Genomic DNA, 26,486 nt, shown 5'->3' with positions numbered 1-26,486 from the left:
AGACCGCCTCCCGCGCGCAGGCGGCCGCCCCGCTCGTGGCTACCGTTGCCGCTGCCGTGCTGCGCCCCCTCGCGATCCTCCTCGCCGCCTCCCGCTGCGGGCTCGTCGCGCTGCTCCTCCAGGCGTGGCTGCGTCCCAACCGGGCCGTCGTGGACGCGCGGCTCGCGCTCGAGCACTGGGACGCCGTCGCCGACGGCATGCACAACTCCAACACCGACATGATCTGGTGGCGCGACGCCGCCACCAGCGACGACGCCGTCACCTGGACCCCCTTCGAGCCGGTCGGTCCCGAGGGCTGGCTGTTCTGGCGCCCGAAGTCGCCGGACGGCGGTGCGACCTGGTACGTGCCGGCCTACTGGAGGGACCACGGCGAGTCGATCCTGCTGCGCTCGCGCGACGGCCGGGGCTGGGAGCGGGTCTCGGCGATCCACCGCGGCGACGGCAACGACGAGACCGCCCTCGAGTTCCTGCCCGGCGGCCGCCTGCTCGCCACCGCGCGGCTCGAGGTGACGCCCGACACCGTCCTAGGTCACTGCGACGCGGGCACCGCGATCGCGGTCGCCGATCCGCCCTACACGACCTGGCGGACGGCCCGCTCCCAGGTGACGCGTCTCGACGGCCCGGCGCTGTTCCGGGTCGGCGACACGGTCTTCGCGGTGGCGCGCCACCAGCCCGGGGCCCGCGGCTGGTGGACCCGCCTGGGAGGGGTCCTGTCGCGCAAGCGCACGGCGCTCTACCGGGTCGAGCCCGGGCGGCTCGTCCACCTCTCCGACCTGCCGAGCGCGGGCGACACCTCCTACGCCGGCGTGGTCGTGCGCAACGGCTTCGTCCACGTCGACTACTACACGAGCCGGATCGACCGCGACTACCCCTGGCTCCTCGGGATGCTGCTGCGGAGCGACATCCGGATGGCGCGCTTCCCGGTCGACTCCCTGCTCGCGCTCTCGCGCGCGACACCCTGACGGCCGCGGCCGGGAGCGGATACACTCGGCTCCGACCTCGCGGGACCCGGAACGGGGAGCGGAGCGCTCCCGCGATCCGGAGGACCCGCCGGGCAGGAGGCGGCTCCATCCATGCGCAGCGATACCGCGGTCCGATCCCGACACCTGCACCACGTCGCCTACGTGACCCGGGATCCCGAGGCGACCTACGACTTCTACACGAACAAGCTCGGGATGAAGCTCGTGCGCACCGAGAACCACCGGCAGGGCGACGGCTACTTCCGGCACTTCTTCTTCGACATGGGGCAGGGGGAGTGCCTCGCCTTCTTCGTGGTGAGCGACGTGGGCGAGGAGCCGGACTACCGGACGGCCATCTCGTCCGGCAACGGCCTGCCGATCTGGGTCAACCACCTCGCCTTCGCGCTCGACTCGCTCGAGGAGCTCGAGGCCATGAAGGCGCGGCTGCGCCGGCGCGGCGTCGAGAACATGCACGAGATCGACCACGGCTGGGCGACCTCGCTCTACCTCGTGGACCCGAACGGCATCCTGGTCGAGTTCTGCGTGACCACCGACGCCGCGCACTTCGCCCAGACCGAGGAGGAGGCGCTCCGCCTGCTGCGCCTCCCGCCGGCGGAGATCCCCGAGGAGACCCGCAAGGAGCCGAGCATCGCCCGCCGGGCGTAGCCCGCGAGGCGCGCGGAGGTGCGAAGCGGCACGCTCGCCTGGGACGGCTTCTACCGGGGCGACGTGCACGGCAACGGCCTCGTCGCGCTCTTCCGCAACCAATCGAGCTCTCGTCGCCCGGCCCTGCCCCTGCCCGCCGCGGCCAGCGGCTCCTTCACGGTGCGCGACGTGCTCGGCGGAGGCTGCTGGCGCGCCGGCGGCGCGGCGCTGCGCGCGGGCGGCGGGATCGCGCTCGCCGCGGGCGCGGACTGCGTCCTGCTCAGCGTGGACGGGCCAGCAGGCGAGGGATCCTAGAAGTGGAAGTTCCAGATCAGGTAGAACATCCCGACCTGGTCGTCGCTCCCCGTCCTGCGAACGAAGCGGCCGGGAAAGAGATGCGCGTAGCCGGTCAGGATGTCGAGGTGGGCGTCGATGTGGAAGTTGACGATCAGCGTGAGGTCGTCGCCGATGTGGCGCCCGGCGTCGCCCGACGGGTCCCGCCGGTAGGGAACGCCGACGATGTTGTAGAGCGCGTCCTTCTCGCTCACCAGCTCCAGGTGGTGGTACTGCAGGCGGACCATGATCCACTTGGTCGGCCATACCCCCAGGTACGCGCCGAGGTCGTGCACGTTCTGGCGGCCGACGACATCCGACCAGCCCTGGTAGTAGTGGCCGAAGGGGAAGAGCGGGTGGAAGGTCGTGGCGCGCCCGGAACCGGGATCCTGATCGCCGGACGCGAAATCGTAGTAGGCCCAGAGGGTGGGATCGAGCGGGGCGCCCTGGAAGTGATAGCCGACACCCACCGAGGACGAGCCGGCCAGGAGGTCGTTGCGAGTGCTCTCGCCGACCTGGAGCATGGCCTCCACGTCCCATAGGAATCGCCCGTAGTCTCCGTAGTAGCGCCCCCCGATCGTGTGGACCTGGAAGGGCATGCGCTCGATGCCCAGCGCGGTGTTCCGGTTGTCGTTGTCGAGCATCAGGTAGTACGCATCGACGAAGTGGTTCTTCCGGGGCCGATAGGTCGTCCACAGACCGACCAGATTCTGGTCGCCGTCCGCATGATTGGGGCGCGACTCGTAGACGGAGTTGGCATGCGGTGCGAAGACGTTGACGGGTTGCACCCAGAAGAGGTCGAGATCGAGCTTCTCGCTCGTGCGAAAGACCTTCACGCCCTCGAAGGTGCGCCGGACGTTGGCCCAGTCCAGGGTCGAGATCAGCCGCTGCGAGCCGTAGAGCATCTCCTGCCGCCCGACGCGCAGGTACACGGCCTTGTCCCGGACCTCTCCGAGGTTCATGTCGACGAACAGGTTCTGGATGTCGTGATGATCCGCGTCGAGCGGGCCGATCGGAAGGTCCTCGTCGAAGATGCGCGCGTCGTAGGGCTGGACGAACGCGCGGACCTTGTCGCGGTACCACAGGTCCGCGTAGATCGTCGTGCGGAGCATGTCGAAGGTGTTGTTGTTGCCGCTGAGGCGGCTGCTCTGCTCGTTCTGATGCCGCCACTGGACCTGCGCTCCCAGGTTGAGGAGCCAATCCTCGCCGAGCCGGATGCGGTGGATCGGGTCGAAGACGTCCTTCTGCGTGTTGTTCGGGTCGTCGAGGTAGCGGAAGTCGACGTCGAAGAGGGGCGGGGGCGAGAGGCCATAGGCCCGATAGGGATACCGGGGCGGCCCATCCCGCCGGGTGCCGCGAAGGGCGTCCATCAGGGAGTAGTAGCCGGGCCCCGACGGCCAACGGGGAAAGTCGCCGAGCGGCGGCATGGGCCGCGCCGACGGCACGTTCGCCATCCATCCCGGCGTCGTGCTCGGGGCCGCGGTCTGCGCAAGGGAGGGAGGGGCGCTCGCAGACGAGAGACCGGTCGCCAGGAGGATGCCCGCGGTCGCCGCTCGCCAGGCCATGTCGGCCTCTCCTCGTGGAGGGAAGTTCCGCCCCCGGGTTGCAAGTCACGTACCCAACGCGGGCGACGCTGCTGCTGCGATCGACCCGCTGCTGTCGCGAGCCGCCACACGCGCCGCGCGCGCTGCGCGCTCCTGACTCAGCTCACCCGCGGCCGCGTGCGGCCGATCGAGCGCGTCCGCGTTCGACGTCTCGCCTCTGGTCCCCCGTCTCCGTCCCGGCTCGTTCCGATCTCCTTCGACGCGAGCGGCGGCCGGTGTAGGATCTGCCGCGCGCCGCGTGAGCGGCCTCGCCAGGGAGTCACGCGGTGAAGCCCGTCCTCGGCGGCGCTGGATGGCGGCCGCTCTTCACGCCGCGCGCGAGCGGCTGCTACGTGAACGACCACTGCGTCGTACAGGCGCCCGACGGGCGCTGGCACGTGTTCGGCATCACGAAGCCGACCCCCGACGTCGATCCGCAGCAGGAGCGCTGGTTCTGTCACGGGTCGGGCGCCTCGCTCGTGACCGGCGCCTTCGAAGAGCACAACCGCATCTGCGATTTCGGCCACCGCGCCTGGGCCCCGGCCGTCGCCTTCGACGGCCAGCGCTGGATCCTGCTCTACGGCCCCGACCTGCTGCGTGCGGCGGTGTGCGACGACGAGCGCCTCGATCACTGGCGCGAGATCCCGTGCACGCTCGCCGGCGCGCCGATCCAGGCCGTGCTGCGTGACGGCATGGTCTTCCGCCTCGACGACGACACCTGGCTCCTCTACGCGACGGGCAAGCGCGGCCAGACGGGCGCCGTGAGCGTCTGCGTCTCCGAGAACCTCCTGGACTGGCGCTTCGTGCGCTTCGCGCTCCGCACGGGCGGCACCGCGCCGAAGAACCCGCCCTGGGCCGCCACCGAGTCGCCCTTCGTATTCCGCCACGGCGGCGCGTACTGGCTCTCGATCACCTACACGACGAGCTTCGACGGGCCCGCCGGGTACCACGAGACGCTGCTCTTCCGCAGTACCAACCCCTTCGACTTCGGCACCTACACGGGCGAGGGCCCCGACGAGGTCGCGGCGACGCTCCCCGCGCATGCGCCCGAGTACCTCCGCGATCCCCGGAGCGGCCGCTGGTACGTCACGAGCTGCGGTTGGCCGCACCCGCACTGCGGTACGGTGATTCCGGGGAGCGTCGCGATCCGGGAGCTCGATTGGATGGAGTGAAGCGCGTCATGCCGACCCCGTCGTCCGGCCCGCGCGGGTCCGCGCGATGAGCCGGCTCACGCGGCGCGAGCTCCTCGCCGGCGCCGCCGGCGCCGGGCTCGGCTGGGCCGGCGCGACCCTGCCCGCGCGCTGGCTCGCCGATCCGGACCGCCCGCCCGAGCTCTACGAGTCCTTCGTCGACTGCTTCTGGTTCGATGCGGCGGGCCTGCGCGAAGGCCCCCTGCGCCCGCCGCTCGCGGGCGACCAGCGCGCCGACGTGGCGATCCTCGGGGGCGGCTTCACGGGGCTCGCGACCGCCTACCACCTCGCGCGCCGGAATCCCTCCCGGCGCATCGTGGTGCTCGAGGGCGCGCGCTGCGGCTACGGCGCGAGCGGCCGCAACGGGGGCTTCGCCGACCGGACCTACACGGGCTTCCCGGACTACGTCGCCGCGCACGGGCCCGAGCGGGCGCGTCCGGTGTACGACGCGATCGCGCTCGGCATGGCCTCGATCGAGCGCTTCGTCGCCGAGCACGGCGTGGACTGCGACCTCGAGCGCAACGGCAGCCTGCGCATGGCGGCCGGCGACGCCCAGGTCGAGGCGCTGGCGGCGGCCGTCGAGGCGGCGCGCGGCCTCGGGATCGGCGCGCGCCTGGTCGAGGGGGCGGAGCTGCGGGCGCTCGTCCACACCGAGCGCTTCCCGGCCGGCATGCTCGCGCCCGACACCGCGATCCTGAACCCGGCGAAGCTGGCGCGCGGGATGCTGCGCGTGGTCGAGTCGCTCGGGGTCGAGGTCTTCGAGGCCACGCGCGTGCTGCGCGTCGAGCCCGGCGATCCGCTGCGCATCCGCGCCGAGCTCGGGACCGTCTCCGCGCCGCGCGCCGTGATCGCGCTGAACGGCTACGCGCCGCAGATCGGCGTCCTCGCCCGGCGGCTCGTCCCGCTCGCCAACTACGTCGTCGCGACCGAGCCGCTCTCGCCGCAGCAGTGGGAGGCGATCGGCTGGAGCGGGCGCCAGGGGCTCTCGGACGCGCGCGTGCAGTTCATGTACCTGCGCCCGACCGCGGACGGCCGGATCGTCGCGGGCGGCGAAGGCGCACCCTACACCTACGGCAGCCGCCCGAGCAGCGGGATCGACGCGTCCGTGGTCGAGAGGCTCCGGCGCAGCCTCCTCGAGACCTTCCCGCAGCTCGCGGGGATCCGCTTCACCCACGCCTGGGGCGGCACGATGGCGTTCACGCGCGACTTCACGCCGCGCATCGGCTCGCTCGACGACGCCGGGCGCCTCGCCTTCGGGCTCGGCTACTGCGGCGAGGGCGTCGTGATGAGCCAGCTCTTCGGGCGCCTGCTGGCGGCCGTCGTCGACGGCCAGCGGCGCGAGCTCGACGGGCTACCGTTCCTCGGCGTGCCGCCGTGGGTCGGCCCCGAGCCGCTCCGCGCCCTCGGCGTCCGCGCGGCCGAGCGCGCGCTGCGCTGGCTCGCGCACGAGCCGTGAGCGCCCTCGCCGCGGGGACCGGCTCGGGATCACGACCGGCGCGAGCCCGGCGGGCTCGCGCCACGGGGAGGAGACGATGAAGGTCTCGGTGTCCGTGGGGAGCGCGTACTACGACGGCTCCCGCTGGAACGACCTGGTCGCCTACGTGCAGGCGGCGGAACGCCTCGGCGCCGACACCGCGTGGTCGGCCGAGGCGTGGGGCATGGAGGCGGTGGCGTCGCTCGGGTACCTGGCGGCGGTCACGCAACGGATCCGGCTCGGCTCGGGCATCATGCAGGTGAGCGCCCGCACGCCGGCCGCCACGGCGCTCACGGCGCTCTCGCTCGCGCAGCTCTCGGGCGACCGCTTCTCGCTCGGCCTCGGTGTCAGCGGCCCGCAGGTGGTGGAGGGCCTGCACGGCGCGGCCTTCGCCGATCCGGTCGGCCGGCTGCGCGAGTTCGTCGAGATCGTGCGGATGGGCTTGCGGGGCGAGCGCCTGCGCTACGAGGGCAAGCACTACGTGCTGCCGCGCCCGGGCGGCGAGGGCAAGGCGCTGCGCTCGTCGATCCCACCGCGCCCCGACCTGCCGATCCACCTGGCGACGCTCGGCCCGAAGGCGCTCGAGCTGACCGGCGAGCTCGCGGACGGGTGGCTCGGCACCTCGTTCATCCCCGAGCACGCCGAGGTGATGCTGGACCCGATCCGGCGCGGCGCCGCCCGCGCGGGCCGCACGCTCGGCGACATCGAGATCCAGGTGAACGCGCACCTGGCCGTGTCCGACGACGTCGAGTCCTTGATCGGGCGGGCCAAGCTGGGAATGGCGTTCGCCCTCGGCGGCATGGGCTCGGCCACCACCAACTTCTACAACGCCGCCTATGCGCGGGCGGGCTTCGCCGACGCGGCGCGGGAGGTGCAGCGGCTCTGGGTGACCGGCGACAAGGCGGCGGCGGTGGCGGCCGTCCCCGAGGAGCTCGTGCTGTCGGCCTACCTGATCGGGACGGAGTCGATGGTGCGCGATCGCATCCGCGCCTACGCGGGCGCCGGGGTCGACACGCTGCGCCTCGGGCCGAACGGCAACACGGCCGCTGAGCAGATCGAACACCTCGAGAGGGCGGTGGACCTCGTCCGCTCGGCGACGGCGGGCTGAGCGATGGCGCACCCGGGGCACCACGCGCTCGAGCGGCCGCAGGAGCTCGCGCTCGTCGTCGTCCCGAGCGGCGAGCGGGTCCGCTGGGGCGAGCTGCGGCGGCGGATCGTGCGGGTCGCCAATGCGCTCCACGACCGCGGCCTGCGGCCCGGGGACCCGATCGCGTTCTGCGTCGAGAACGGCCGTGCCTTCGTGGAGCTCGTGTGGGCGTGCCAGGACGCCGGCTTCCGCTACACGCCGGTGTCCACGCGCCTCACCGCGGAGGAGGTCCGCTACATCGTCGCGGACTGCGGCGCGCGGGTCTTCGTGCACACGGCGCGCACCGCCGCGAGCGCCGCGGCGCCGAGCGGCGTTCCCCTCCTCGATCTCGACGGCGAGGACCGGCCGGGCCGCGAGGGCGACGAGCCGCCGCGCTACGAGCGCTGCGAGGGGGTCGCCATGCTCTACTCCTCGGGCACGACCGGCCGCCCGAAGGGCGTGTGGCGCCCGGCTCCTCCCGCGCCGATCGAGGAGCTGCCGCCCGGCGACCGCTTGCTGGCCCTCGCGTACGGCATCGGCCCCGGGTCCGTGTACCTCTCGCCCGCGCCGCTCTACCACTCGGCGCCGCTGTCCTTCCTGCTGCAGATGGGGCGGATCGGAGCGACCACGGTGGTCCTGGAGCGCTTCGACCCGCTCCTCGCCCTCGAGTGCATCGAGCGGCATCGGGTGACCCACAGCCAGTGGGTCCCCACGATGTTCGTCCGGATGCTGCGCCTCTCCGAGGAGGAGCGGACGCGCTACGACCTGTCGTCGCACGGCTTCGCCATCCACGGCGCCGGCCCGTGCCCGATCCCGGTCAAGGAGGCGATGCTCGACTGGTGGGGGCCGATCCTCCACGAGTACTACGCCGGCACCGAGGGCGCCGGCACCTGCGTGATCGGGCCGCAGGAATGGCTCGCGCACAAGGGCTCGGTGGGTCGCTCGCTGCGCGGGCCCGTCCGGATCCTCGACGAGGCGGGCCACGATCTGCCGCCGGGCGAGGTCGGCGAGGTGTGGTTCACGAACGGCAGCGACTTCCGCTACCACAACGACGACGCGAAGACGAGCGAGGCGCGGACCCCGTCGGGCGGCGCGTCGTTCGGCGACATCGGCTACCTCGACGACGAGGGCTACCTCTACCTCACCGGGCGCAAGGCCTTCACGATCATCGTCGGCGGGATCAACGTCTACCCGCGCGAGATCGAGGAGGTGCTGCTCGCGCACCCGGCGGTGCGCGACGCCGCCGTCTTCGGCCTGCCCGACGACGAGTACGGCGAGCAGGTGAAGGCCGTGGTGGAGCCGGTGGGCGCGATCGCCGCCAGCCCCGAGCTCGAGCGCCGGCTGATCGAGCACTGCCGGCAGCACCTCGCCACCTTCAAGCTGCCGCGCTCGATCGACTTCCTGCGCGAGCTCCCGCGCGAGCCGACGGGCAAGCTGCGGACCGGCCTGCTCCGCCAGTCCTATCTCTCGGCGTGATTCCCCGGCCGAGCGCGCGCGGGTGCGCTGCTGCTACGGAGCGCGTGGCCCCCGGGGCGGGCGGCGAGGGCACGGTGGCGAGCATCGCGAGCGGGAGGAAAGCTCGAGCGCGCCGGGAGTCTTCTCGTGGCCGCGGCGTCCGGCCACGGTCACACCGAGGGGGCCCCTTCGATTCCGGGGTTTCACCACAACCGGCGATGCCGGATCAGGGCTAATCTTCCGCCGCGGCAACGTCCGCACGCGGGCACCGAGCACGGCCACGGTGATCGCGTCGGCCGCAGGGCTCGGGTCGACCATGCGAGAATCCCGCCCCTTGGCGACGCAAACGCGAGACGAGCCCCCGGGCCCCGCGCTCCCGGAAGCGCTGCTCGGGCCGGTGGACGTGACGCTCTGGGCGGTCGATCGCGAGCGCCGCATCACGCACGTCGCCGGCGCGGGTATCGCCCGCCTCCGGGTCTCGGCCGACGAGTTGACGGGGCGCGACCCGGCCGAGGTGTTCGGGCTGCCGGCCAGCCATCCCTTCCTCGTCGCCTTCGACCGGGCGCTCGGCGGTGAGGTCGCGGAGGCGCGGAGCGAGTGGGCTGGCCGCTCCTTCCACGTGCGGATCGCGCCCGTCCGCGACGCGGCCGGCGCGGTGGTCGGCGCCGCCGGCGTGAGCGTGCCCATGCTGCGGGAACTCGGGGAGCGGCCGCTGGTCCTCGACGAGGTCGCCGAACGCTTGCGCCTCGTCCTCGACTCGAGCCTGGCCGGAATCGCGGGCCACGATGCCGAGGGCCGGATCCGGGAGCCCAACGACGCCTTCCTCGCGATCACGGGCTACACGCGCGAGGAGCTTGCGGCCGGTCGGATGCAATGGAGCGCGCTCTCGCCCGCCGGCCACCGCGCGCGCCACCTCGCAGCCCTGGCCCAGGCCGCCCGGACCGGACGCTGTCCACCCTTCCAGACGGAGATCGAGCGGCGCGATGGCTCGCGCGTGGCGGTGTTGGTCGGACTCGCGCGCCTGCCCGGCCGGCTGCGCGAGATGGTCGTCTCGATGGTCGACGTGTCGGCGCACCAGCGCGCCGATCGCCGCCTCCGTGCCCAGTTGTTCGCCACCGAGACCCTCTCCGGAGCGGTGTCCGTGGCGCAGGCCCTGTCGGAGCTGCTGCGCACGCTCGGGGAGACGCTCCGCTGGGACGCGGGTGCGATCTGGCTGCACGAGGAAGGCCGGATGCGCTGTGCGGCCGCCTGGCCCGGGCCGGAGGGGGGAGGGAGCGCCATCGCCGCGGGCGCCGGGACGCACGAGCTGGAGCGCGGCCGGGGTGCGGCGGGCCGGGCGTGGGCCGAGCTCCAGCCGATCTGGATCGACGGCCTCGAAGCCGGGCCGGAGGCGCTGCGCGAACGCTCCGAGGACGCGCTCTGCGCGGGCCTGCGCTGCGTGGTCGCCGTGCCCGCAGCAGCGTCGGGATCGGGGATCGTCGGGGTCCTCGCGCTCGCGAGCCAGGAGGCCCGGCCGCGCGACGCCGAGTTGCTGGCGACACTGTTCGGCATTGCGAGCCAGCTCGGGCTCTTCGTCGAGCGGCGCCGCAGCGAGGAGGAGCGTAAGGCCACGGAGCGAGAGCGCCTGCGGATCCTCGCGCGCCACGAGCTCCACGTCGCGCGGATGCCGCTCGCCTGCGTGGCGCTCGACGAGGACCTCCGCATCGCATCCTGGAACCCGGCCGCCGAGCGCATCTTCGGCTGGCGCGCCGAGGAGGTGCTGGGCACCGGCCCCTTCGAGACGCTGTTGGGCGACGACGTGCGGCCCGCGATCGACCACGCCCTCCAGCGGTTGCGCGGCGGCTCCGAGCCCGTGGTCGCGTACCGGATCGAGAACCGCACCCGCGACGGGCGGCGCATCGTGTGCGACTGGGTCAACACCCCGCTCCTGGACGAGTCGGGCTACCTGGTCGGACTCGTCGCCATGGCACAGGACGTCACCGAGCAGGTGCGCATGGAAGAGAGCCTGCGCACCAGCGAGGAGCGCTACCGCACGATCGTCGAGACCACCCAGGAAGGGGTCTGGATCGGCGACCTCGCAGGCCGCACGACCTTCGTGAACGGCCGGCTGGCCCAGATGCTCGGCGCGCCGCGCGAGTCGCTCCTGGGCCGCTCCTTCCTCGACTTCGTGCCCGCGGCCGAGCGGGAAGAGCGGCTCCGTGACTTCGGCGATCTCCTGCGCCGCGGAGAGCGCGTCGACGACATCCGCCTCGAGCGGGCCGACGGCTGCACGCTCTCGATCCAGGTCTCGGGCACCGTCTTGTGCGACGAGCACGGCCGCCAGACCGGCGTGCTGGTGATGGGAACCGACGTCACCGAGCGACGCCGGCTCGAGGCGCAGCTGCTCCAGTCCCAGAAGATGGAGGCGCTCGGCCGTCTGGCCGGCGGCGTGGCACACGACTTCAACAACCTGCTCACGGTGATCGTCGGCGCCGCCGAGCTGTTGGGCGAACGGCTCGGCACGAGCGATCCGGACCGGGAGCTCTTGGAGGAGATCCAGAAGGCGTCGCAGCGAGCGGCGGCGATGACGCAGCGGCTCCTGACCTTCGGCCGCCAGGTCGTGGTGCGGGTCGAGGTGCTCGACCTGAACGAGTGCGTCAGCGAGAGCGTCAAGATGCTGCGCCGCCTGCTCGGCGAGGACGTGGACCTGGTGCTGCGCTGCGCGCCGGGCCTGGGTCGCGTGCGGATGGGTGCCGCGCAGCTCGACCAGGTGCTGCTGAACCTGGCCGTGAACGCGCGCGACGCGATGCCGCGCGGCGGATGCCTCACGGTCGAGACCCGCAACGAGGAGCCCGGGGGCGCCTTCGCGAGCGAACACCCCGAGCTCGGCGACGGTGCCTGGGTCGTGCTCGCGGTGCGCGACACCGGGCACGGCATCGAGCCGAACACGCTCGGCCGCATCTTCGAGCCCTTCTTCACCACCCGGCCGACGGGGCGTGGCACCGGGCTCGGGCTTGCCACGGTCTACGCCATCGCGCAGCAGAGCGGTGGACACGTCTTCGTGCAGAGTGAGCCTGGCCGAGGCAGCCTCTTCGAGCTCGTCCTCCCACGAGTGGCGGAACCGGCCGCAGCGGCCGGCGAGCCCGCTCCCGAGCCGCCGACGGCGGGAAGCGAGACCGTGCTCCTGGTCGAGGACGAAGAGGGTGTGCGCTCGCTCGCGTGGCGCGCTCTGACGGAATCGGGCTACCGCGTGCTGGTGGCCGCCAGCGGCGCGGAGGCGCTCGCGCTGCTCGAGACGCGCCCGGAGCGCGTCGATCTGCTGGCGACCGACGTCGTGATGCCCGGCATGAGCGGCCGCGAGCTCGCCGAGACGCTGCAGGCGCGCCGGCCGGGCCTTCCGGTGCTCTACCTGTCCGGCTATACGGACGACTCGGTCCTTCGCCACGGGGTGCTGGCCGACGAGGTGGCCTTCCTGCAGAAGCCGTTCTCGGGCCGAGCGCTCGCGACCCGCGTACGCACGCTCCTCGACGCCGTCCGCGTCCTGGACCGCAGCGCGAACCGCGGGGCGTAGCGAACCCCGCCGTTCGCGCTGCGCGGGGACGGTCAGCGAGCCTCGCGAGCCCTCGCCAACGGCGGTGCAGGCTCGGCAAGAAGCTCGCGCAGGCAGTCGAGCAGCACTTCCTCGGGCACCGGCTTCGAGCAGAGCGCCCATCGCGGCCGCCCGCGGATCCACTCCTCCAGTTCGCCGAAGGAGGGGTGCGACAGGGCCAGCACGACGATCGGTACACCCCGGACGAGGGGGGGGCGCACCCCCGGCGGGGGTGGGACGCCGATCACGAGCACGTCCTCCGGTTCCGCCGCGGGGAGCTGGCAGCGAGACACGACGTAGCCGGCGTCGCCCAGCACTGCCGACAGCGACTCCACCAGGCCGGCGTCGCGGTCGATGATGCGCACGCGCGGGCGCCGGAGGTCGCTCATGGCAAAGAGGAGCCGGCGCCACGGCGCAGGCCGAGCTCTCGCATCATGCGCGCGAGGTTCGAGCGATGGAGGCCGAGCCGCCGTGCCGCCTCGGCGGGGCGTCCTCCGCTCTCGAGCAGTGCCCGCTCGATGGTGCGGACCTTGAAGGAGCGCAGCGATTCGGCGTAGCGTCCGCTGCCGGCGTCGCCCGCTTCGAGCACGCGGCGCGAGAGTCGCTCGCGGCCGACGCTCCGCTCGTCAGGATCGACGAGGGCGTAGAGCCGGCGCAGCTCGTTCTCGAGCTCGCGTACGTTGCCCGGGAACTCGTGCACCGCCAGCGCTTCGAGCGCGTCGTCGGCGAGGGTGAGCGGCGTGCGGCCGAGCTGGCTGGCAATCCGTGTGTTGAGCTCCGCGAGCAGGAGCAGCAGGTCCTCGCGGCGCTCGCGCAGCGGCGGGATCTCGATGCGGATCACGTCGATCCGGTACAGGAGGTCGCGGCGGAACGCCCCCGACCCGACGGCAGCGTCGAGGTCGCGGTGGGTGGCCGCGACGATCCGCACGTCGCTGTGCCGCACCTTGGTCTCGCCGAGCCGCCGCGATTCGCCGAGCTCGAGGAAGCGGAGCAGCGCGCCCTGGAGCGGGGGCGGCATGTCGCCGATCTCGTCGAGGAAGAGCGTCCCGCCGTCGGCAACCTCGACCAGCCCCGGCTTGGCGTTGACGGCACCCGTGAAGGCACCCCGCGCGTGTCCGAACAGCTCGCTCTCGAGCAGCGCCTCGCCGACCAGTGCGCAGTTGATCGAGACGAAGGCGGCGCGGGCACGGTCGCTCGCCGCATGGATGGCACGGGCCAGGATCTCCTTCCCACAGCCGGTCTCGCCGAGCAGCAGCGCCGGAAGAGGCGAACGCGCCGCACGCCGAGCAAGCCCGCGCACGCGGCGTGCCGCCTCCGACTCCCCGACGAACGCCTCGAATCCGGTGCGCGCGTCGAGCGCCTCGGCGAGGCGCTCGACGTCGTGCGCGAGCCGGCGGTTCTCGTCGGCCAGCGCCTCGGCCTTCGCGGAGAGCGCGGCGATCGTGGCGCGGTCGCTCTCGCGCAGGCGCGTGCTGACCACGCGAAGCAGGTCCAGCGCCGCCTCGGGCACCGACCCCACCGCGTCGAGGAAGGTGCGCGCCGGCACCTCGAGGACGGTCAGTCGGGCGCGCGCGACCACGCTTGCCGAGCGCGGCCCCTCGTCGAGCAGCGCCATCTCCCCGATCCAGTCGCCCGGTCCGCGCTGGGCGAGCGGCACCACCTCGTGCGCGGTGAGCCGCTTGCGGACGAGCGCCTCGCCGTCGAGGACCAGGTACACGTCGTCGCCCGCCTCGCCCTCCGCGACGACCTGCTCTCCCGGACCGAACACCCGCACGGCGCTCTCGCTGACGAGGCGGTCGATCCGGCTCGGAGCGAGTCGGCGAAGGAGCGGGACAGCGTGGAGGCGGTCGAGGATCGCGAGTCGGTCCACCAGCGTGCATCGTATCACTTCGATCTCCACGTTGTCGAAACAACAACATCAGGCTCCCGAAGATCGGCAGTAGATCAGCCAAGTATTCGATTTCGAAGACGAAACCAAGTCCCTCCGAGTGGGTATGCGGTTTGCTCTGGTGCTTCGCCGATGGGGGCAGGGTGCGAACCATCTGCAGGCAGCTCGCGGGCTCACTGCAGGCCAGTGCTCTCGCCGGTGCGCTCATGGCCGGCGCGACCGCGCCGCTCGGGCTCGGCCCGGTGGTCTTCGTGGCGCTCGTCCCGTTCCTGCTCGGGGCGCTCGGCGCGGGCTCCGCGCGGCGCGGGGCTGCGCACGGGGCGGTCTGCGGCACCGCCTTCTTCGGGCTCGGCTTCCTGTGGGTTCCGCTCGGCGTCGGAGGGCCCGTCCTGTGGGCCGCCTTCGCGCTCGGCGTGCCGCTGCTCGCGCTCCCCCTCGCGGCGCTCGGCGCGGCACTCGCCGTCGGCGCTCGGCGCGCGGGCGCGGCCTGCGCGCTCGCCGCCTTCCCGGCCGCGTGGGTGGCACTCGAGACGCTGCGCGCGAGCGGCCCGCTCGGCACACCCTGGCTGCGACTCGGCGACGCCCTGGCGACCTGGCCCGCGCTCGCCCAGCCGGCGGCCCTCGGCGGCGTCGCCCTGCTCTCGGGCTGGGCCGCGGCAGCGAACGCCGCACTCGCCTTCGCGGTGCTCGCGCCCCACGCCCTGCAGCGGCAGGTGGCCGCGCTCGCGCTGATCGGCGGGCCGGCGCTCGCCGGCGCAGAGCGTCTCGCGGCCGCCGACGCCTCGCTGGGGGCGGGGCCCGCAGCGGTGCGCGTCGCGGCGGTCCAGCCCGACGTCCCGAGCCGTGAGCGCCACGCCCCGGCGCGCTTCGACACCAACCTGGGGCGCTTGCTCGCGCTGAGCCGCGCCGCCGGTGAGGCCGGCGCCGATCTCCTGGTCTGGCCGGAGGGCGCCTTCGAGCGCACCGGCGATCGGCGCGGCGATCTCTTCCTCGGGACGATCGCGAACCACCTGGCGACACCGATCGTCGCCGGACTGCGCCGTGCGACCAGCGACGGCTCCCGAGAGCGATGGAACTCGGTCGCCCTTGCGACACCGGGGGGAGACACCCGCATTGCCGGCGACAAGGTGCGCCCGGTACCGCTCTACGAGCGCGCGCCCGACACCCGGTTCGCGCGCCGGCTCGCGCGAGCCGGGTGGTGGCCCGGCAACGTGCGTCCGGCCCCCGAGCCCGGCCTGGTGGACGTGCCGCTGGCCGACGGCGCGAGGCTGCGTGCCGGCATCCTGCTGTGCATCGACTCCGCGCACCCCGACCTGGCTCGCGGGCTCCGCCGGCGCGGCGCTTCGCTGCTGCTGAGTCCGGCCAACGAGGCCGAGTCGGGCCCCTGGTCGGCCCGCCAGCACGCCGCGATCGCGCGCCTGCGTGCGATCGAGGTGGGCCTGCCGCTGGTGCGCGCGGCCAACACCGGCCCGAGCACCTGGATCGACGCCTACGGGCGCGAGACCGCGCGCATCGAGGCCGGGACCCGCGCGATGCGGGTCGCTCCCGCCGGCGCGCCGGCGCCGATCACGCCCTACGCGCGCTGGGGTGTGGGACCGGCCTGGCTGGGCCTGCTGGCGCCCGCCGCGCTCGCCGCGCTGCGGCACCGCTGCCGGCAGGGGATCCGATCCTGTTCGGGGGCGCAGCAGACGCTCGCCCCGCCTTCCACCCCGGAGACCTCCAGAGGAGAATGGGCATGACGCCTGGTATCGAGGGGATCCATCGAGAGCAATGGCTGCGCCTCGCGTTCGCTGCGGGCGCGTGTGCGCTCGCGCTCACTGCTGCAGCACCGGCCTTCGCCAGCGACGGCGGCTCGGCGGCGCCGGAGCCGGAGTGTGGCGACACCGAGGACAACGACGGCGACGGCTTCGTCGACTCCGAGGATCCGGATTGCGTGGATCCGTACGACGAGAGCGAGTCGGCCGACGGCGAGGCGCTCCTTCGGGAGGGCAGCGGGCCGATGGCGACGTACTACGAGGCGGTGGTCGGCGATTCGCTCGCGAGCCTCTCGAGTACGGACGCGACGCTGCCCACAGCGCTGCACGTCGAGTCGGCCGCCGCGACCGTCGCCTATACGTCTTCGGCCGGCCCCGAGCGCCGCCAGTGGGAGCTGCGCGTCGACGGCTTCGAGCGCAATCACGAGCGCGTCGACGCGATCTATGACATGGTGCTGCTGCTGCCGCTGCCGGCAGCCGCCGGCGGAGGCGACGCCTTCCTGCCGTTGGACCGCGGCGTGCGGATCGAGGAGGGCCTGCCGGGCCGCTCGGTCCCGCTCGTGTACGGGGGCGAGAAGGTCGTGCTCAAGCGCAACGTGGGGCTGGAGAAGGGCCTGCTGCCGCAGGTGGTCGGCGACGGTGCGGGCCGGCTGCCGTCGCTCGACGGCACCGGCTACCGGTGGACCGCGTGGGACACGATCGTGGAGCGTGACGCCGGGTTCGGCGACGTCGTCCAGGCTCGCGCCGTGCTGCGCTACGAGACCGCAACGGGTGTGGCGCCGCCGGCCGCCGGCGACGCGCGGCTGGCGGCGTACCTGATCACCTGGATCCCGCAGCTCTCGGCGAGCGTCCCGCCCTACGCGGTGCGCATGGACGTCGTCGAAGCGAGGCCGTAGCGCCCGATCCCCCGGGCAGGGAGGAGGTCGGATGACGCCCCGTTGCGCGTGCTGCGGCGCCGGCGGCCTGCCCCCCGAGAGCTGTTTCTGCCTGCGCTGCGGAGCTCCGCTCGGCACCTCCGCAGCGCAGGCCGGCGGCTATACGCCCGATCACCTGGCGGAGGTGCTCGCGCGGCGCAGCGCGCGCGAGGGGGAGCGCAAGGAGGTGACGGTCCTCGTGGCCGACATTGCGGGCTCGCTCGCGATGGCGCACCGGATCGACCCCGAGGACCTGCACGCGCTGATGGATGGCCTGTTCGCGCTGGCGCTCGACGCGGTCCACGCCGAGCACGGCACGATCAACCAGTTCCGGGGCGACGGGTTCATGGCGCTGTTCGGGGCGCCGCTGGCGCGCCCGCACCACGCGCGCGACGCCGTGCGCGCAGCGCTCGCGATCCGGCGCGCCGCGGCGGGCTACGCCCGGCTCGTCGACGAGCGCTACGGGGTCCCGCTGCTGTTGCGCATGGGCATCCACTCGGGCCCCGTGTGGGTCGGCTCGATCGGGGACCATCTGCGCCGCGACTACACCGCGGAGGGCCCCACCGTGGGCCTGGCGGCGCGGCTCGAGCAGGCAGCCGCGCCGGGCCGGATCGTGATCAGCGGCGTGACGGCGCGCCGCGTGCGCGGCTTCTGCGAGCTGCGCCCCCTCGGCGCACTTCCGGTGCGCGGGAGCCCCGAGCCCGCGGAGGCCTTCGAGGTGCTGGGTGGCGCGGGGCACGAGAGCACGCTCGACGCCGAGCGTGCGAGCGGGCTCGCGCCCTTCGTCGGGCGCGTGGCCGAGATCGCGACCGTGCTGGCGCGGCTCGAGGCGGTGCCGCCGGGCAGCGCGCGCTGGATCGAGCTGGTCGGCGAGCCCGGGATCGGAAAGTCGCGCCTCGCCGACGAGATCCGTTTGCGGGAGGGTGGGTCCTGGCTCGAGGGTCGTTGCCACGAGGCCGCGGAGTCGCGCGCCTACGACGCGTGGCTCGACCTGCTACGCCGCTGGCCGACGACCGATCGGGCCGCGGCGCTGGCGGTCGCCTGCCAGCTCGATGGCCGTGCGGGCGCGGTGGACCCGCCCGCGTGCGAGGAGGCCGTGCGCGTGCTGCTCGACGCGCACGGCGGCCCCACCGGCCGGCCCGTGACGATCCTGCTCGAGGACGTGCAGTGGCTCGACGGATCGTCGCTGCGGCTCGCGAGCGCCTTGCTCGAGCGTCCACCCGCCGCCGGCATCTGCTTCCTGGTGACGCGCTCGAGCGAGCCCGGCGGCCGCGGCGACGGGCCGGCGCGCGCGGAGCGCATCCCGCTCGAACCGCTCGGCGCCGAGCACGCCTACGCGGTCGCCCTCGGCTCGCTGACGATGCGGGAGGACCCGGAGGCGCTGGCACTGCTCGCTGCGGAACGGGCGGGCGGGAATCCGCTCTACGTGCTCGAGGTGGCGCGCACGCTCGCGGAGGGCGACGAGGAGCTGCGCACCGCCGCGCGCCTGGAGGCAAGCTGGCGGCGCGCCCGCGTGCGTCTGCCCGATACGCTGCGCGGCGTGATCGCCGCGCGCATCGACGCGCTCTCCGAGGGCGCGAAGCGCCTGCTCGAGGCGGCGGCCGTGTTCGGGAAGCCGTTCGCGCCCGGCCTGCTCGCACGGCTCGCCGGCGAGGACCCCGAGCCGGTGCGCGAGGCGCTGGTGCCGCTGATCGAACGCTCGCTGCTGGTTCCGTGCGGCGCCGGCGCGCTCGACTTCGGCCACCAGATGCACCGGCAGGTGGCGTACGAGCAGATCCTGCTGGCCCGCCGGCGCGAAATGCACCGCCGTTCGGCCGTGCTGCTCGAGGAGAGCGAGGAGCTGCCGAGTGCCGAGCGCGCCTCCGAGATCGGACGTCATTTCGACCAGGGCGACGAGCCGCGACTCGCAGCGCGTGCGCTCGCGACGGCGGGCAAGGGGTACCTGGCGCTCTACGCCGTGCGCGAGGCGGTCAGCCATCTGCGCCGTGCCTGGGAGCTCCTGCGTGCCCCGCCGCTTGCGGGCAGCGAGTCCGCGCTCACGGTGCGGGTCGGGATCGCGCTGGCACGCGCGCTCAACACGCTCGATCGCGCCGGTGAGGCTGCCGCCGTGCTCGATTCGCTGGCGCCCGGCGAACTGCCGCACGAGGACCGTGTGCGGCTCGCCGAGGCGTGGGTGGAGGGCGCATGGGTGCGTTTCGCCGAGGGCGGCGAGGGGGTACACGCACGAGCGCTGCTCGAGCGCGGTCTCGAGCTCGGGCGCGGCGATCGCGCCCTCCTGGGGCGCGCGCACGCGTACCGGATCCGCATGTGCCACCTCGATGGGGAGATCGCTTCCGCCGCAGAGAGCGCGCGCTGGATCACCGAGCAGGCGAGCGCCGCCGGCGACCGGGCCGGCATCGCGTTCGGGCTCGGCAACGAGGGCTACGCCTGGTGTGACACGGGCGCCCTCGACCTGGCTCTCACGCGTTGCCAGGAGGCGCTCGCGCTGGCGCGCGAGGCAAGGCTCGACGTGGTGCAGGCGCTGGCAGCCGGGTGGCTGGCGAAGGCTCACGCCTTCCGCGGCGAGTGCGAAGCCGCGCTCGGTGCCGCGGAGCTGGCTCGCGAGCTCGGCTCCCGGACCGCCCAGGTGAGCGCGGTCTACAACGCGGCACTCTGGACCGGCTACGTGTACCTGCTCCAGGACGAGCCCAAACGCGCCGCCGAGGTGCTCGAGCGCCTGGCCGAGATCAATCCGCGCTGGCCGACCACGCTCGACTGGCTGGCGCTGGCGAGGCTCGAGTGCGGGCGCTTCGGCGAGGCAGCCGATCTGGCCCGCCGCTGCCTCGACGCCCGGCCGCCGCGGCTCGTCCGCCTGCGCGCGCTGCGCACGCTCGGGCTCGCGCTCGGGCTCGCGCCTCATCCCGACCGCCAGAGCGCGGAGCACGCGGTCGAGGAGTCGCTTCGCCTCGCCGCCGACCTCGGCCTCCGGCCGCACGCTGCCGATGCCTACGCCGCCTACGTCGATCTGTGCCGGCGGTTCGGCGGGGAGCGCCGCGCCGAGTACTATGCTGCACGCGCCCATGCCGAGTGGCAGGAGTGTGGCATGGTGCTGCACGCCACGCGGATGGGGGTCGGCCGCGGTCTACGCGCCGTCGTCACCCCGGAGCTCAGCGATCGCGCGGCGCAGGGCCTCGGGCGAGAAGGGCTTGGCGAGGACACGGGTCGCCTCGACCGCGCGGATATCGAAGCCCCAGCCCGTGATCAGGAGCGCCGGGGCCCGGCAGCCGCGCGCGCGCAGGATGCGGATCAGCTCGAGCCCGGAGCGGCCCGGTAGCGACACATCCAGGATCAGCAGGTCGATCCGATCCGGCTCGGTCGCGAGCGCCTCCGCTTCCTCCGCGCTCGACGACTCGAGCACCTCGTGCCCGTCGCCGCGCAGCGTGCGCGCGATCAGACGGCGCAGGAGCTGGTTGTCGTCGACGAGCAGAACGCGCGAGGCGCGAGCGGCCCCCGCCCGGGCGGGCGGAGCGCCGTCCACCCGGACCGATGCGTCGGTGCGGGCCGGCAGGCGGATCTCGAAGGCACTGCCCCGGTCCGCGTGGGAGCGCACGCGCAGCTGCCCTTCGTGTCGCGCGACGATCTCGCCCACGATCGTGAGGCCGAGGCCGAGCCCGGTCTCGCCCTTGGTCGAGAAGAAGGGCTCGAAGATCCGCTCCTGCAGCTCCGACGCAAAGCCCGTCCCGGTGTCCGAGACCTCGAGTACGGCGTAGTCGCCGTCCCGGCGGGTCCCCACCCGGAGCCGCCCGCCGCGCGGCATCGCGTCGATCGCGTTCGTGATCAGGTTGATCGCGGCGTGCCGGAGCTGGGCCGCCGAGCCGGTCACCACGCCGACGGGCTGGAGGTCTGCCTCCACCTCGATCCGGATGCCGGCAGCGGCAGCCTCGCGCTGCCAGCGCAGGCGGGTGAACTCGAGCGCGTCGCGCAGCACCTCGCGTGCGTCCACGACGTCGCCGGGCCGGGCCAGGGCATCCTCGTTGCGGGCGAACCCGTGCAGCCGCTGGACGAGCCCCCGCGCGTCGTCGGCCGAACGGCGCAGCAGCTCGAGGTCGCCGGGCTCGGGCTCCGTGTCGGACTCGGCGACATGGCAGATCACGCCCAGCAGGTTGTTCAACTCGTGCGCGCAGCCGAGCACCATCTCGCCCACCAGGCGCAGCCGCTCGGAGAGCAGCAGGTGGCGCTCGATGCGGTCGAGGTCGCTGCGGTCGCGCGCGAGTGCGGCAACCCGACCACCCGGCTCGGCCGACCGGCGCAGGCGCAGCTCGACGACGCGCCCGTTGCTGCCGTCCGGGAGGCGCAGTACGCGTTCCGGCTCACCGTCGCGCACGGCGTCGAGCGCGGTGCGCAGCGGCTCACGCTGCTCCGGCGCCACCAGCGCGGCAAGCTGCGCTCCCTCGCGAGCGGCGAGCAGGCGCTCGAAGCCCTCGGAGCAGAGCGCGATGCGGCCGTCGCCGTCGATCGTCGCCGCACCGAGCAGGAGGGCGTCCTCGAGCTCGGTCAGCCAGCGTGATCGGTGCAGGGACGGGTCCAAGCAAACCAGCTCCCGGACGCGCAGCCTGCGCGGCGGCGCGATTGTACCGCCATCCCGATCGTCCGGGTCGATCCGGGCGGGACGACCGCGGTTTCCGACCCCAGGCTGCCCGCTCCGTCACCGGGATCGTGTCGCCGAGCCGACGGGATCTTGCGAGGGCACGGCCCGCTCGGGCGCGCCGGCGCCACCCGCCCGGCCGCGGGCGATCGCGACCGTACCGATCGGCCCGCAGGCTGTCTGGCGCCTCGTCGGGATCGCCGGGCGGCGCGGCCCGCCACGCGTGCGCTCCCCCCCGCCGCCGCGTGGCCTCGGGCGAACGCCCGACCCGGGTCTCGGTGACACATCCCAGCGTCGAGTCGATCAGGCGCCGGCAGCTCAAGACCCCCAACCGCGGGCCGATGACGCGAACGAGGCTGGCCCGCGCGCGCGAGCCGGCTGGAGGGGGCGGCTTTGCTCGCGCTGGTCGGCATCGTGGTCGTCCTGGGCTCCGTGATCGGCGGCTTCGTGCTGGCCGGCGGCTCGGTGCCGGTGCTGTTCCAGCCCTCCGAGTTCATCGTGATCGGCGGAGCCGCCTTGGGCGCGCTGCTGGTGGGCACCCCGGCGGGTGTGATCAAGGGGCTGGTGCGCAAGGTCCCCGCCCTGATCAAGGGCGGCCGCAGCGACCGCGACTACCTGGACCTCCTGCTGATGGGCTTCGAGCTGCTCACGCTGGCGCGCCGCGAAGGCCTGGTAGCGCTGGAGAAGCACCTCGAGAGCCCACTCCAGAGCCCGATCCTCGCCCGCTACCCGAGCATCACTGCCGACGCCGCCGTGCTGACCTTCCTCACCGACACGCTGGAGCTCTTCACCTCGGGCGTGAAGATCGGCGACCACGAGCTCGCGGAGCTTCTCGAGGCGGACCTCCACGTCCGCAAGGAGGAGGAGCAGCGCCCGGCAAAGGCACTGCTCACGATGGCCGACGCGCTGCCCGGGCTCGGCATCGTGGCCGCCGTGCTCGGCATCGTCGTCACCATGGGCCACATCGACGGCCCGCCGGCGGAGATCGGCCATCACGTCGGCGCGGCGCTGGTCGGCACCTTCCTCGGCGTGCTGCTCTCCTACGGCGTCGTGCAGCCGATGGGCCACAACCTCGGCGCGAAGCTCGAGGAGGACCATGGCTACCTGGTGACGCTCAAGGACCTGCTGCTCTCGCTGCACAAGGGTGCCAACCCGGCAATGGCGGCGGAGCTGGCGCGTCGTTCGCTGCCGGCGGAGGTGCGCCCGAGCTCGGCGGAGCTCAGCGAGGCGTGTCGTGCGCTCAAGACCCAGGGAGGCAATGGTGGGGGGTGACGGCCGGCCTGGTCCCACGATCATCATCCGCAAGCGTAGCCGCGGCGGTCACGGCGACGCCCACCACGGCGGCGCCTGGAAGGTGGCCTACGCGGACTTCGTGACGGCCATGATGGCCTTCTTCATGGTGATGTGGTTGATCAACCAGAACGAGGACGTGAAGCGCGCCGTCGGCGGCTACTTCCGCGATCCGCTCGGCACCCTCGAGGTGGCGGGCTCCGACGCCCAGCAGGGGGCCGCCGGCGTGCTCGACGCGGGTTCGGCACCGATGGCGGGGCAGGCGGCCTTGCTGGAGGTGCCACTGGCCCAACCGTTGCGCGGCACGGAGCAGGAGCAGCGCGAGCGTGATCGAAGGAAGCGGCTGGAGGAAGCCGAGCAGGCGCTGCGCCGCCGGCTCGCCGAGATCGAAGGCTTCGAGCGGATCGCGCACCTCGTCGAGGTGACGCTTACCGACGAGGGCCTGCGTATCGAGCTGATGGAGTCCGAGCAGGGCGCCTTCTACGCGCTTGGCAGTCCGGCGCTGACGCCGATCGGGCGGCGGGTGGTCGAGGCCGTCGGTGACTCGCTTCGCACCAGCTCGGGACGGGTGGTGATCGAAGGTCACACCGACAGCCTGGCCTATGCGCCGGGCGGCTACTCCAACTGGGATCTCTCCACCGACCGCGCGAACGCTGCCCGCCGCGTCCTGGAGGGGTCGGGCGTCGCTGCCGACCGCGTGGAGGAGATCCGCGGCTACGCCTCCGGACGGCCGCGCCTCGCCGATCACCCCGAGGATCCGCGCAACCGCCGCGTCTCGATCCTGCTCCGCGACGCCGCCGCCGCACCGGCGGAGTCGAGCCCGCCGGCGCGCGTGGTGCCGGACGGTACACCCGCGGCCGGCCCGCCGGCGCCAGCCACGGGGGGTTGAGCGCCTCGCGGCTCCGGTCGCGCCTCAGCTCTCGATCGCGAGCGCGTCCTCGAGCTGGATCTCGAGCTCCGCGATCATCACCTCGGGCACGCGCAGCGCCTGTGCCTCCAGGGTACCCGCGGGATCGTGGTCGGGGCGCGGCTCGAGACCGATGCCGAGCTTGTTCGCGACGCCGTCCACGAGCCGGACGGCGAGCAGCAGCGCATCGCTCTCGTCCACCTCCTCGTCGTGGTGGTGCAGCACGAGCGCGCGGTACGGATCGGGGATCCGCCACTCGTCGAGCAGGCGCGCACCGAGCGATGCGTGCAGCGCAGCCAGGATCTGGATGACCAGGGTCCCGGTGGGTTCGAACTGCAGTTTACGCGACGAAATCAGATCATCGAGCACACAGAGCAGGAACAGCTTGCCGGTGTCGTGGAGCAGGCCGGCGAGCATGGCTGCGTTCTCGATCTCGGGCACACGCAGCCGGCGCACGAGCCAGTCCGTGCCGAGCGCGCAGGCCAGCGAGTGCGACCACAGCCGCTCGGCCATCGCCTGTAGCTGTGGGTTGCCCATGCGATGGGCCTGCTTCTGGCCCAGGACCACCACCAGCTGCGCGCTGCGCCGCGCACCGAGACGCAGGATGCCCTCGTGGATCGAGACCACCTTGTCGAGGCCGCCGAAGAAGGTCGAGTTGGCCGCGCGCAGCAATGCGCTGGCCAGCGCCGGCTCGGCGGCGATCAGCGCCTCGAGCTCCTCGATCTCGAAGCTGCCCTCGGCGAGCATCTGCTGGGCACGCGCGGCCTTGGGATCGAAGACCGGGATCCGGGCCCTGCCCCCTTCGATCTGCGCGAGCGCGATGTCTGCGAGCGATTCCGACATGGTCACCATCCCAGTAGGCGCCGGACCTCGGCGAGGGGGCGCGGTCGATCGAGTCGAGGCAGCATGCGGATCACCTCGCGCAGCGTGGTGTCGCCACGAGCGGCGCGCACGAGGCCGTCCTCGAAGAGCGTGACGAGTCCGGTGCTCTCCCGGCAGATCTTGCGGATCTCGTGCGAGCTGGCGCGGGCCAGGATCGCGTCGCGTACGGCGGCGTCGAGCACGAGGAGCTCGTAGGCCGCGACGCGGCCCTTGTAGCCGGTGTGGCGGCAGGCATCGCAGCCCCTGCCCGCCCGGAAGGTCGCGCCCTCGAGCGCGGCCGGCGGGCAGCCGAGCCGGCGCAGCTCCACCTGCGTGGGCCGGTGAGGCTGCGCGCACTGGCTGCAAACCCGGCGCATCAGGCGCTGCGCGACCACGCTCACCACCGTCGAGGAGATGAGAAAGGCCTCGATGTTCATGTTGAGCAGGCGCACCAGACCACCGATCGTGTCCTCGGTGTGGAAGGTGGTGAGCACCTTGTGGCCGGTGAGCGCCGCCTGGATCGCGGTCTCGGCGGAGAGCCGGTCACGGATCTCGCCGATCACGATCACGTCCGGGTCCTGCCGCACGATGTGGCGCAGCGTCTCCTCGAAGGTCAGGTCGATCGCCGGGTTCAGCGAGCACTGGCCGATGCCGTCGATCACGTACTCGACCGGATCCTCGGCCGTGAGGATGCTGATCTCCTCGCTGCGGATCTCCTGGATGCAGGAATAGAGCGTCGTCGTCTTGCCCGAGCCGGTGGGTCCGGTGACGAGCACGACGCCGCTCGGACGCTCGAGAGCGTCGTCACGCAGCCGCTCGAGCATGTGGGGCGCCATCCCGATCTCGCCGAGCGAGAGCAGCCGGCGGTCCTGGTTCAGCACCCGTAGCACGATCTTCTCACCGTGCACCGTGACGTAGATCGAGACGCGCAGGTCGGCGTGGCGGCCCTCCGCCTCGTACAGGAAGCGGCCACCCTGGTGGCGGCGCCGCTCGGCGATGTCCGCCTGGCAGAGCACCTTGATGCGGGTGGCGATCGCCGGCGCCACCGTACGCGGCAGATCGCGCAGCGGTGCCAGTACCCCGTCCACCCGCAGCCGCACCGTGAGGCGGTCCGGACGCGGGTCGAAGTGCACGTCGCTGGCGCCCTGGTCGAGCGCCGTCTGCAGGATCTCGTCGACGATCTCCACCACGAGAGAGCCCGAGGCTCCCTCGACCACGACGGCACCCTCTCGACCCGCCAGCCGGCGCAGCGCGGTCTGGATCGCGGTGCGCGCGGCGATCGCGGCCACCACGCGGCCTTTCCCGAAGACGCCTTCGGCAGCCTCGAGTGCGCCGGGGTGGGTGGGGTCGGCAAACGCCACGACGATGCAGTCGTTCTCGCGGCGCACGGGCACGAACTCGTGCTGCTCGCAGTAGCGGAGCGGAACGTCGTCGACGAGCTCCGCTGCCGTGTCCGCGAGGTCGGGCGTCTCGAGCGGGAAGCCGAGGTGGATCGCGAGCACCTCGACCAGCCGGCTCTCCTCGATGAAGTGGTGAGCGACCAGCACCTCACCGATACGCAGCTTGGACGCCGGGTCCTCGCGCTGGATCGCGAGCGCGGTTTCGAGGTACTCGCGGCGCAGGTAGCCGAGCTCGACCAGCAGGTCGCCGAGCCGCACGTCCTGACGGCGGCGGGCCAGCACGGCCTGGAGCGCCATGTCGTCGAGCCCGTAGAGCTCCTTCACCACCTCGAGCAGCGAGCGGTCGCTGCGCAGCTTGGTGCGCACGCGCTCGGCGTGGCCGACCTGCTCGGGCGTGACGAGCCCCTCCTCGATCAGGATCCGAGTCAGCGGCAGCTGCTCCGTCCCTGCCGCGCCGGCGCCTACTGAGTCTCGAGAAGCCAAGGGCGTACCCTCCGTCCGCCGTTTCGGTGCGA

General features: G+C 73.3%; 18 protein-coding genes and 1 pseudogene. 13 read left to right on the top strand and 6 right to left on the bottom strand.

Annotated elements, in window-relative coordinates:
• Nucleotides 1-56 precede the first annotated feature (56 nt).
• The 3 genes from OZ948_07050 (at nt 57) to OZ948_07040 (ending at nt 1,919) form a co-directional block, all read left to right on the top strand.
• A complete protein-coding gene (locus OZ948_07050; GenBank protein MEB2344477.1) occupies nt 57-962 on the top strand; it encodes a sialidase family protein in 906 nt (301 codons plus the stop codon).
• Nucleotides 963-1,073: 111 nt separating this feature from the next.
• On the top strand, nt 1,074-1,625 hold the full coding sequence (locus OZ948_07045; GenBank protein MEB2344476.1) for a VOC family protein: 552 nt from the start codon (nt 1,074-1,076) through the stop codon (nt 1,623-1,625).
• Between the two features lie 18 nt (nt 1,626-1,643).
• Nucleotides 1,644-1,919, top strand: coding sequence for a hypothetical protein (locus tag OZ948_07040; protein ID MEB2344475.1), 276 nt, complete (start codon nt 1,644-1,646; stop codon nt 1,917-1,919).
• Here OZ948_07040 and OZ948_07035 read toward each other — a convergent pair.
• Nucleotides 1,916-3,502 carry an alginate export family protein gene (locus tag OZ948_07035; protein ID MEB2344474.1) on the bottom strand — a complete coding sequence of 529 codons (1,587 nt, stop codon included), beginning with the start codon at nt 3,500-3,502 and terminating at the stop codon, nt 1,916-1,918. The two genes, OZ948_07040 and OZ948_07035, sit on opposite strands and share 4 nt — an antisense overlap.
• 305 nt (nt 3,503-3,807) lie before the next feature.
• On the opposite strand from OZ948_07035, the gene OZ948_07030 reads away from it, so the two are divergent.
• The 5 genes from OZ948_07030 (at nt 3,808) to OZ948_07010 (ending at nt 12,315) form a co-directional block, all read left to right on the top strand.
• Nucleotides 3,808-4,692, top strand: coding sequence for a hypothetical protein (locus OZ948_07030; protein ID MEB2344473.1), 885 nt, complete (start codon nt 3,808-3,810; stop codon nt 4,690-4,692).
• Nucleotides 4,693-4,738: 46 nt separating this feature from the next.
• Nucleotides 4,739-6,166, top strand: coding sequence for an FAD-dependent oxidoreductase (locus tag OZ948_07025; protein ID MEB2344472.1), 1,428 nt, complete (start codon nt 4,739-4,741; stop codon nt 6,164-6,166).
• Between the two features lie 76 nt (nt 6,167-6,242).
• Nucleotides 6,243-7,292 (top strand): LLM class flavin-dependent oxidoreductase, encoded by a 1,050-nt coding sequence (locus OZ948_07020; protein MEB2344471.1) that lies wholly within the window; start codon nt 6,243-6,245, stop codon nt 7,290-7,292.
• A gap of 3 nt (nt 7,293-7,295) precedes the next feature.
• Nucleotides 7,296-8,786, top strand: coding sequence for an AMP-binding protein (locus OZ948_07015; GenBank protein MEB2344470.1), 1,491 nt, complete (start codon nt 7,296-7,298; stop codon nt 8,784-8,786).
• 313 nt (nt 8,787-9,099) lie between these two features.
• Nucleotides 9,100-12,315, top strand: coding sequence for a PAS domain S-box protein (locus OZ948_07010; GenBank protein MEB2344469.1), 3,216 nt, complete (start codon nt 9,100-9,102; stop codon nt 12,313-12,315).
• Nucleotides 12,316-12,347: 32 nt separating this feature from the next.
• On the opposite strand, the gene OZ948_07005 is transcribed toward OZ948_07010, so the two are convergent.
• The gene (locus tag OZ948_07005; GenBank protein MEB2344468.1) at nt 12,348-12,698 is read right to left on the bottom strand and encodes a hypothetical protein; all 351 of its coding nucleotides are present in this window, start codon (nt 12,696-12,698) and stop codon (nt 12,348-12,350) included.
• A 20-nt stretch (nt 12,699-12,718) separates the two neighbouring features.
• Nucleotides 12,719-14,203, bottom strand: coding sequence for a sigma 54-interacting transcriptional regulator (locus OZ948_07000; protein MEB2344467.1), 1,485 nt, complete (start codon nt 14,201-14,203; stop codon nt 12,719-12,721).
• Between the two features lie 161 nt (nt 14,204-14,364).
• On the opposite strand from OZ948_07000, the gene lnt reads away from it, so the two are divergent.
• The 3 genes and pseudogenes from lnt (at nt 14,365) to OZ948_06985 (ending at nt 18,111) form a co-directional block, all read left to right on the top strand.
• The gene (gene lnt, locus OZ948_06995) at nt 14,365-15,960 is read left to right on the top strand and encodes an apolipoprotein N-acyltransferase (protein MEB2344466.1); all 1,596 of its coding nucleotides are present in this window, start codon (nt 14,365-14,367) and stop codon (nt 15,958-15,960) included.
• Nucleotides 15,957-16,871, top strand: coding sequence for a hypothetical protein (locus OZ948_06990; GenBank protein MEB2344465.1), 915 nt, complete (start codon nt 15,957-15,959; stop codon nt 16,869-16,871). The genes lnt and OZ948_06990 overlap by 4 nt, the downstream gene beginning before the upstream one ends.
• A gap of 31 nt (nt 16,872-16,902) precedes the next feature.
• A pseudogene (locus tag OZ948_06985) lies at nt 16,903-18,111 on the top strand (adenylate/guanylate cyclase domain-containing protein).
• Nucleotides 18,112-20,010: 1,899 nt separating this feature from the next.
• On the opposite strand, the gene OZ948_06980 reads toward OZ948_06985, so the two are convergent.
• A complete protein-coding gene (locus tag OZ948_06980) occupies nt 20,011-21,456 on the bottom strand; it encodes an ATP-binding protein (protein ID MEB2344464.1) in 1,446 nt (481 codons plus the stop codon).
• A 450-nt stretch (nt 21,457-21,906) separates the two neighbouring features.
• Between OZ948_06980 and motA the strand changes: the two genes are divergently transcribed.
• Entirely contained in the window at nt 21,907-22,785 is an 879-nt protein-coding gene (motA, locus tag OZ948_06975; GenBank protein ID MEB2344463.1) for a flagellar motor stator protein MotA, read from the top strand.
• Nucleotides 22,775-23,692: an OmpA family protein gene (locus tag OZ948_06970; protein ID MEB2344462.1), complete on the top strand. Its 918-nt coding sequence runs from the start codon at nt 22,775-22,777 to the stop codon at nt 23,690-23,692. The genes motA and OZ948_06970 overlap by 11 nt, the downstream gene beginning before the upstream one ends.
• Before the next feature lie 24 nt (nt 23,693-23,716).
• Here the strand turns inward: OZ948_06970 and OZ948_06965 are convergent, their stop codons facing one another.
• Together OZ948_06965 and OZ948_06960 are read right to left on the bottom strand one after the other, a co-directional pair.
• Nucleotides 23,717-24,553, bottom strand: coding sequence for an HDOD domain-containing protein (locus OZ948_06965; protein ID MEB2344461.1), 837 nt, complete (start codon nt 24,551-24,553; stop codon nt 23,717-23,719).
• A 2-nt stretch (nt 24,554-24,555) separates the two neighbouring features.
• Entirely contained in the window at nt 24,556-26,454 is a 1,899-nt protein-coding gene (locus OZ948_06960) for a GspE/PulE family protein (GenBank protein ID MEB2344460.1), read from the bottom strand.
• Nucleotides 26,455-26,486 lie beyond the last annotated feature (32 nt).

Source organism: Deltaproteobacteria bacterium (assembly GCA_035063765.1).
Lineage (GTDB): Bacteria > Myxococcota_A > UBA9160 > UBA9160 > PR03 > CAADGG01.
This window is presented reverse-complemented; position numbering and strand designations above follow the sequence as displayed.

What these genes read in the sequence shown, in the direction of transcription:
- OZ948_07020 (MEB2344471.1), top strand. Translation starts at nt 6,243, where the DNA reads ATGAAGGTCTCGGTGTCCGTGGGGAGCGCGTACTACGACGGCTCCCGC.
- OZ948_06965 (MEB2344461.1), bottom strand. Translation starts at nt 24,553, where the DNA reads ATGTCGGAATCGCTCGCAGACATCGCGCTCGCGCAGATCGAAGGGGGC.
- OZ948_07045 (MEB2344476.1), top strand. Translation starts at nt 1,074, where the DNA reads ATGCGCAGCGATACCGCGGTCCGATCCCGACACCTGCACCACGTCGCC.
- OZ948_06990 (MEB2344465.1), top strand. Translation starts at nt 15,957, where the DNA reads ATGACGCCTGGTATCGAGGGGATCCATCGAGAGCAATGGCTGCGCCTC.
- OZ948_07015 (MEB2344470.1), top strand. Translation starts at nt 7,296, where the DNA reads ATGGCGCACCCGGGGCACCACGCGCTCGAGCGGCCGCAGGAGCTCGCG.
- OZ948_07025 (MEB2344472.1), top strand. Translation starts at nt 4,739, where the DNA reads ATGAGCCGGCTCACGCGGCGCGAGCTCCTCGCCGGCGCCGCCGGCGCC.
- OZ948_07035 (MEB2344474.1), bottom strand. Translation starts at nt 3,502, where the DNA reads ATGGCCTGGCGAGCGGCGACCGCGGGCATCCTCCTGGCGACCGGTCTC.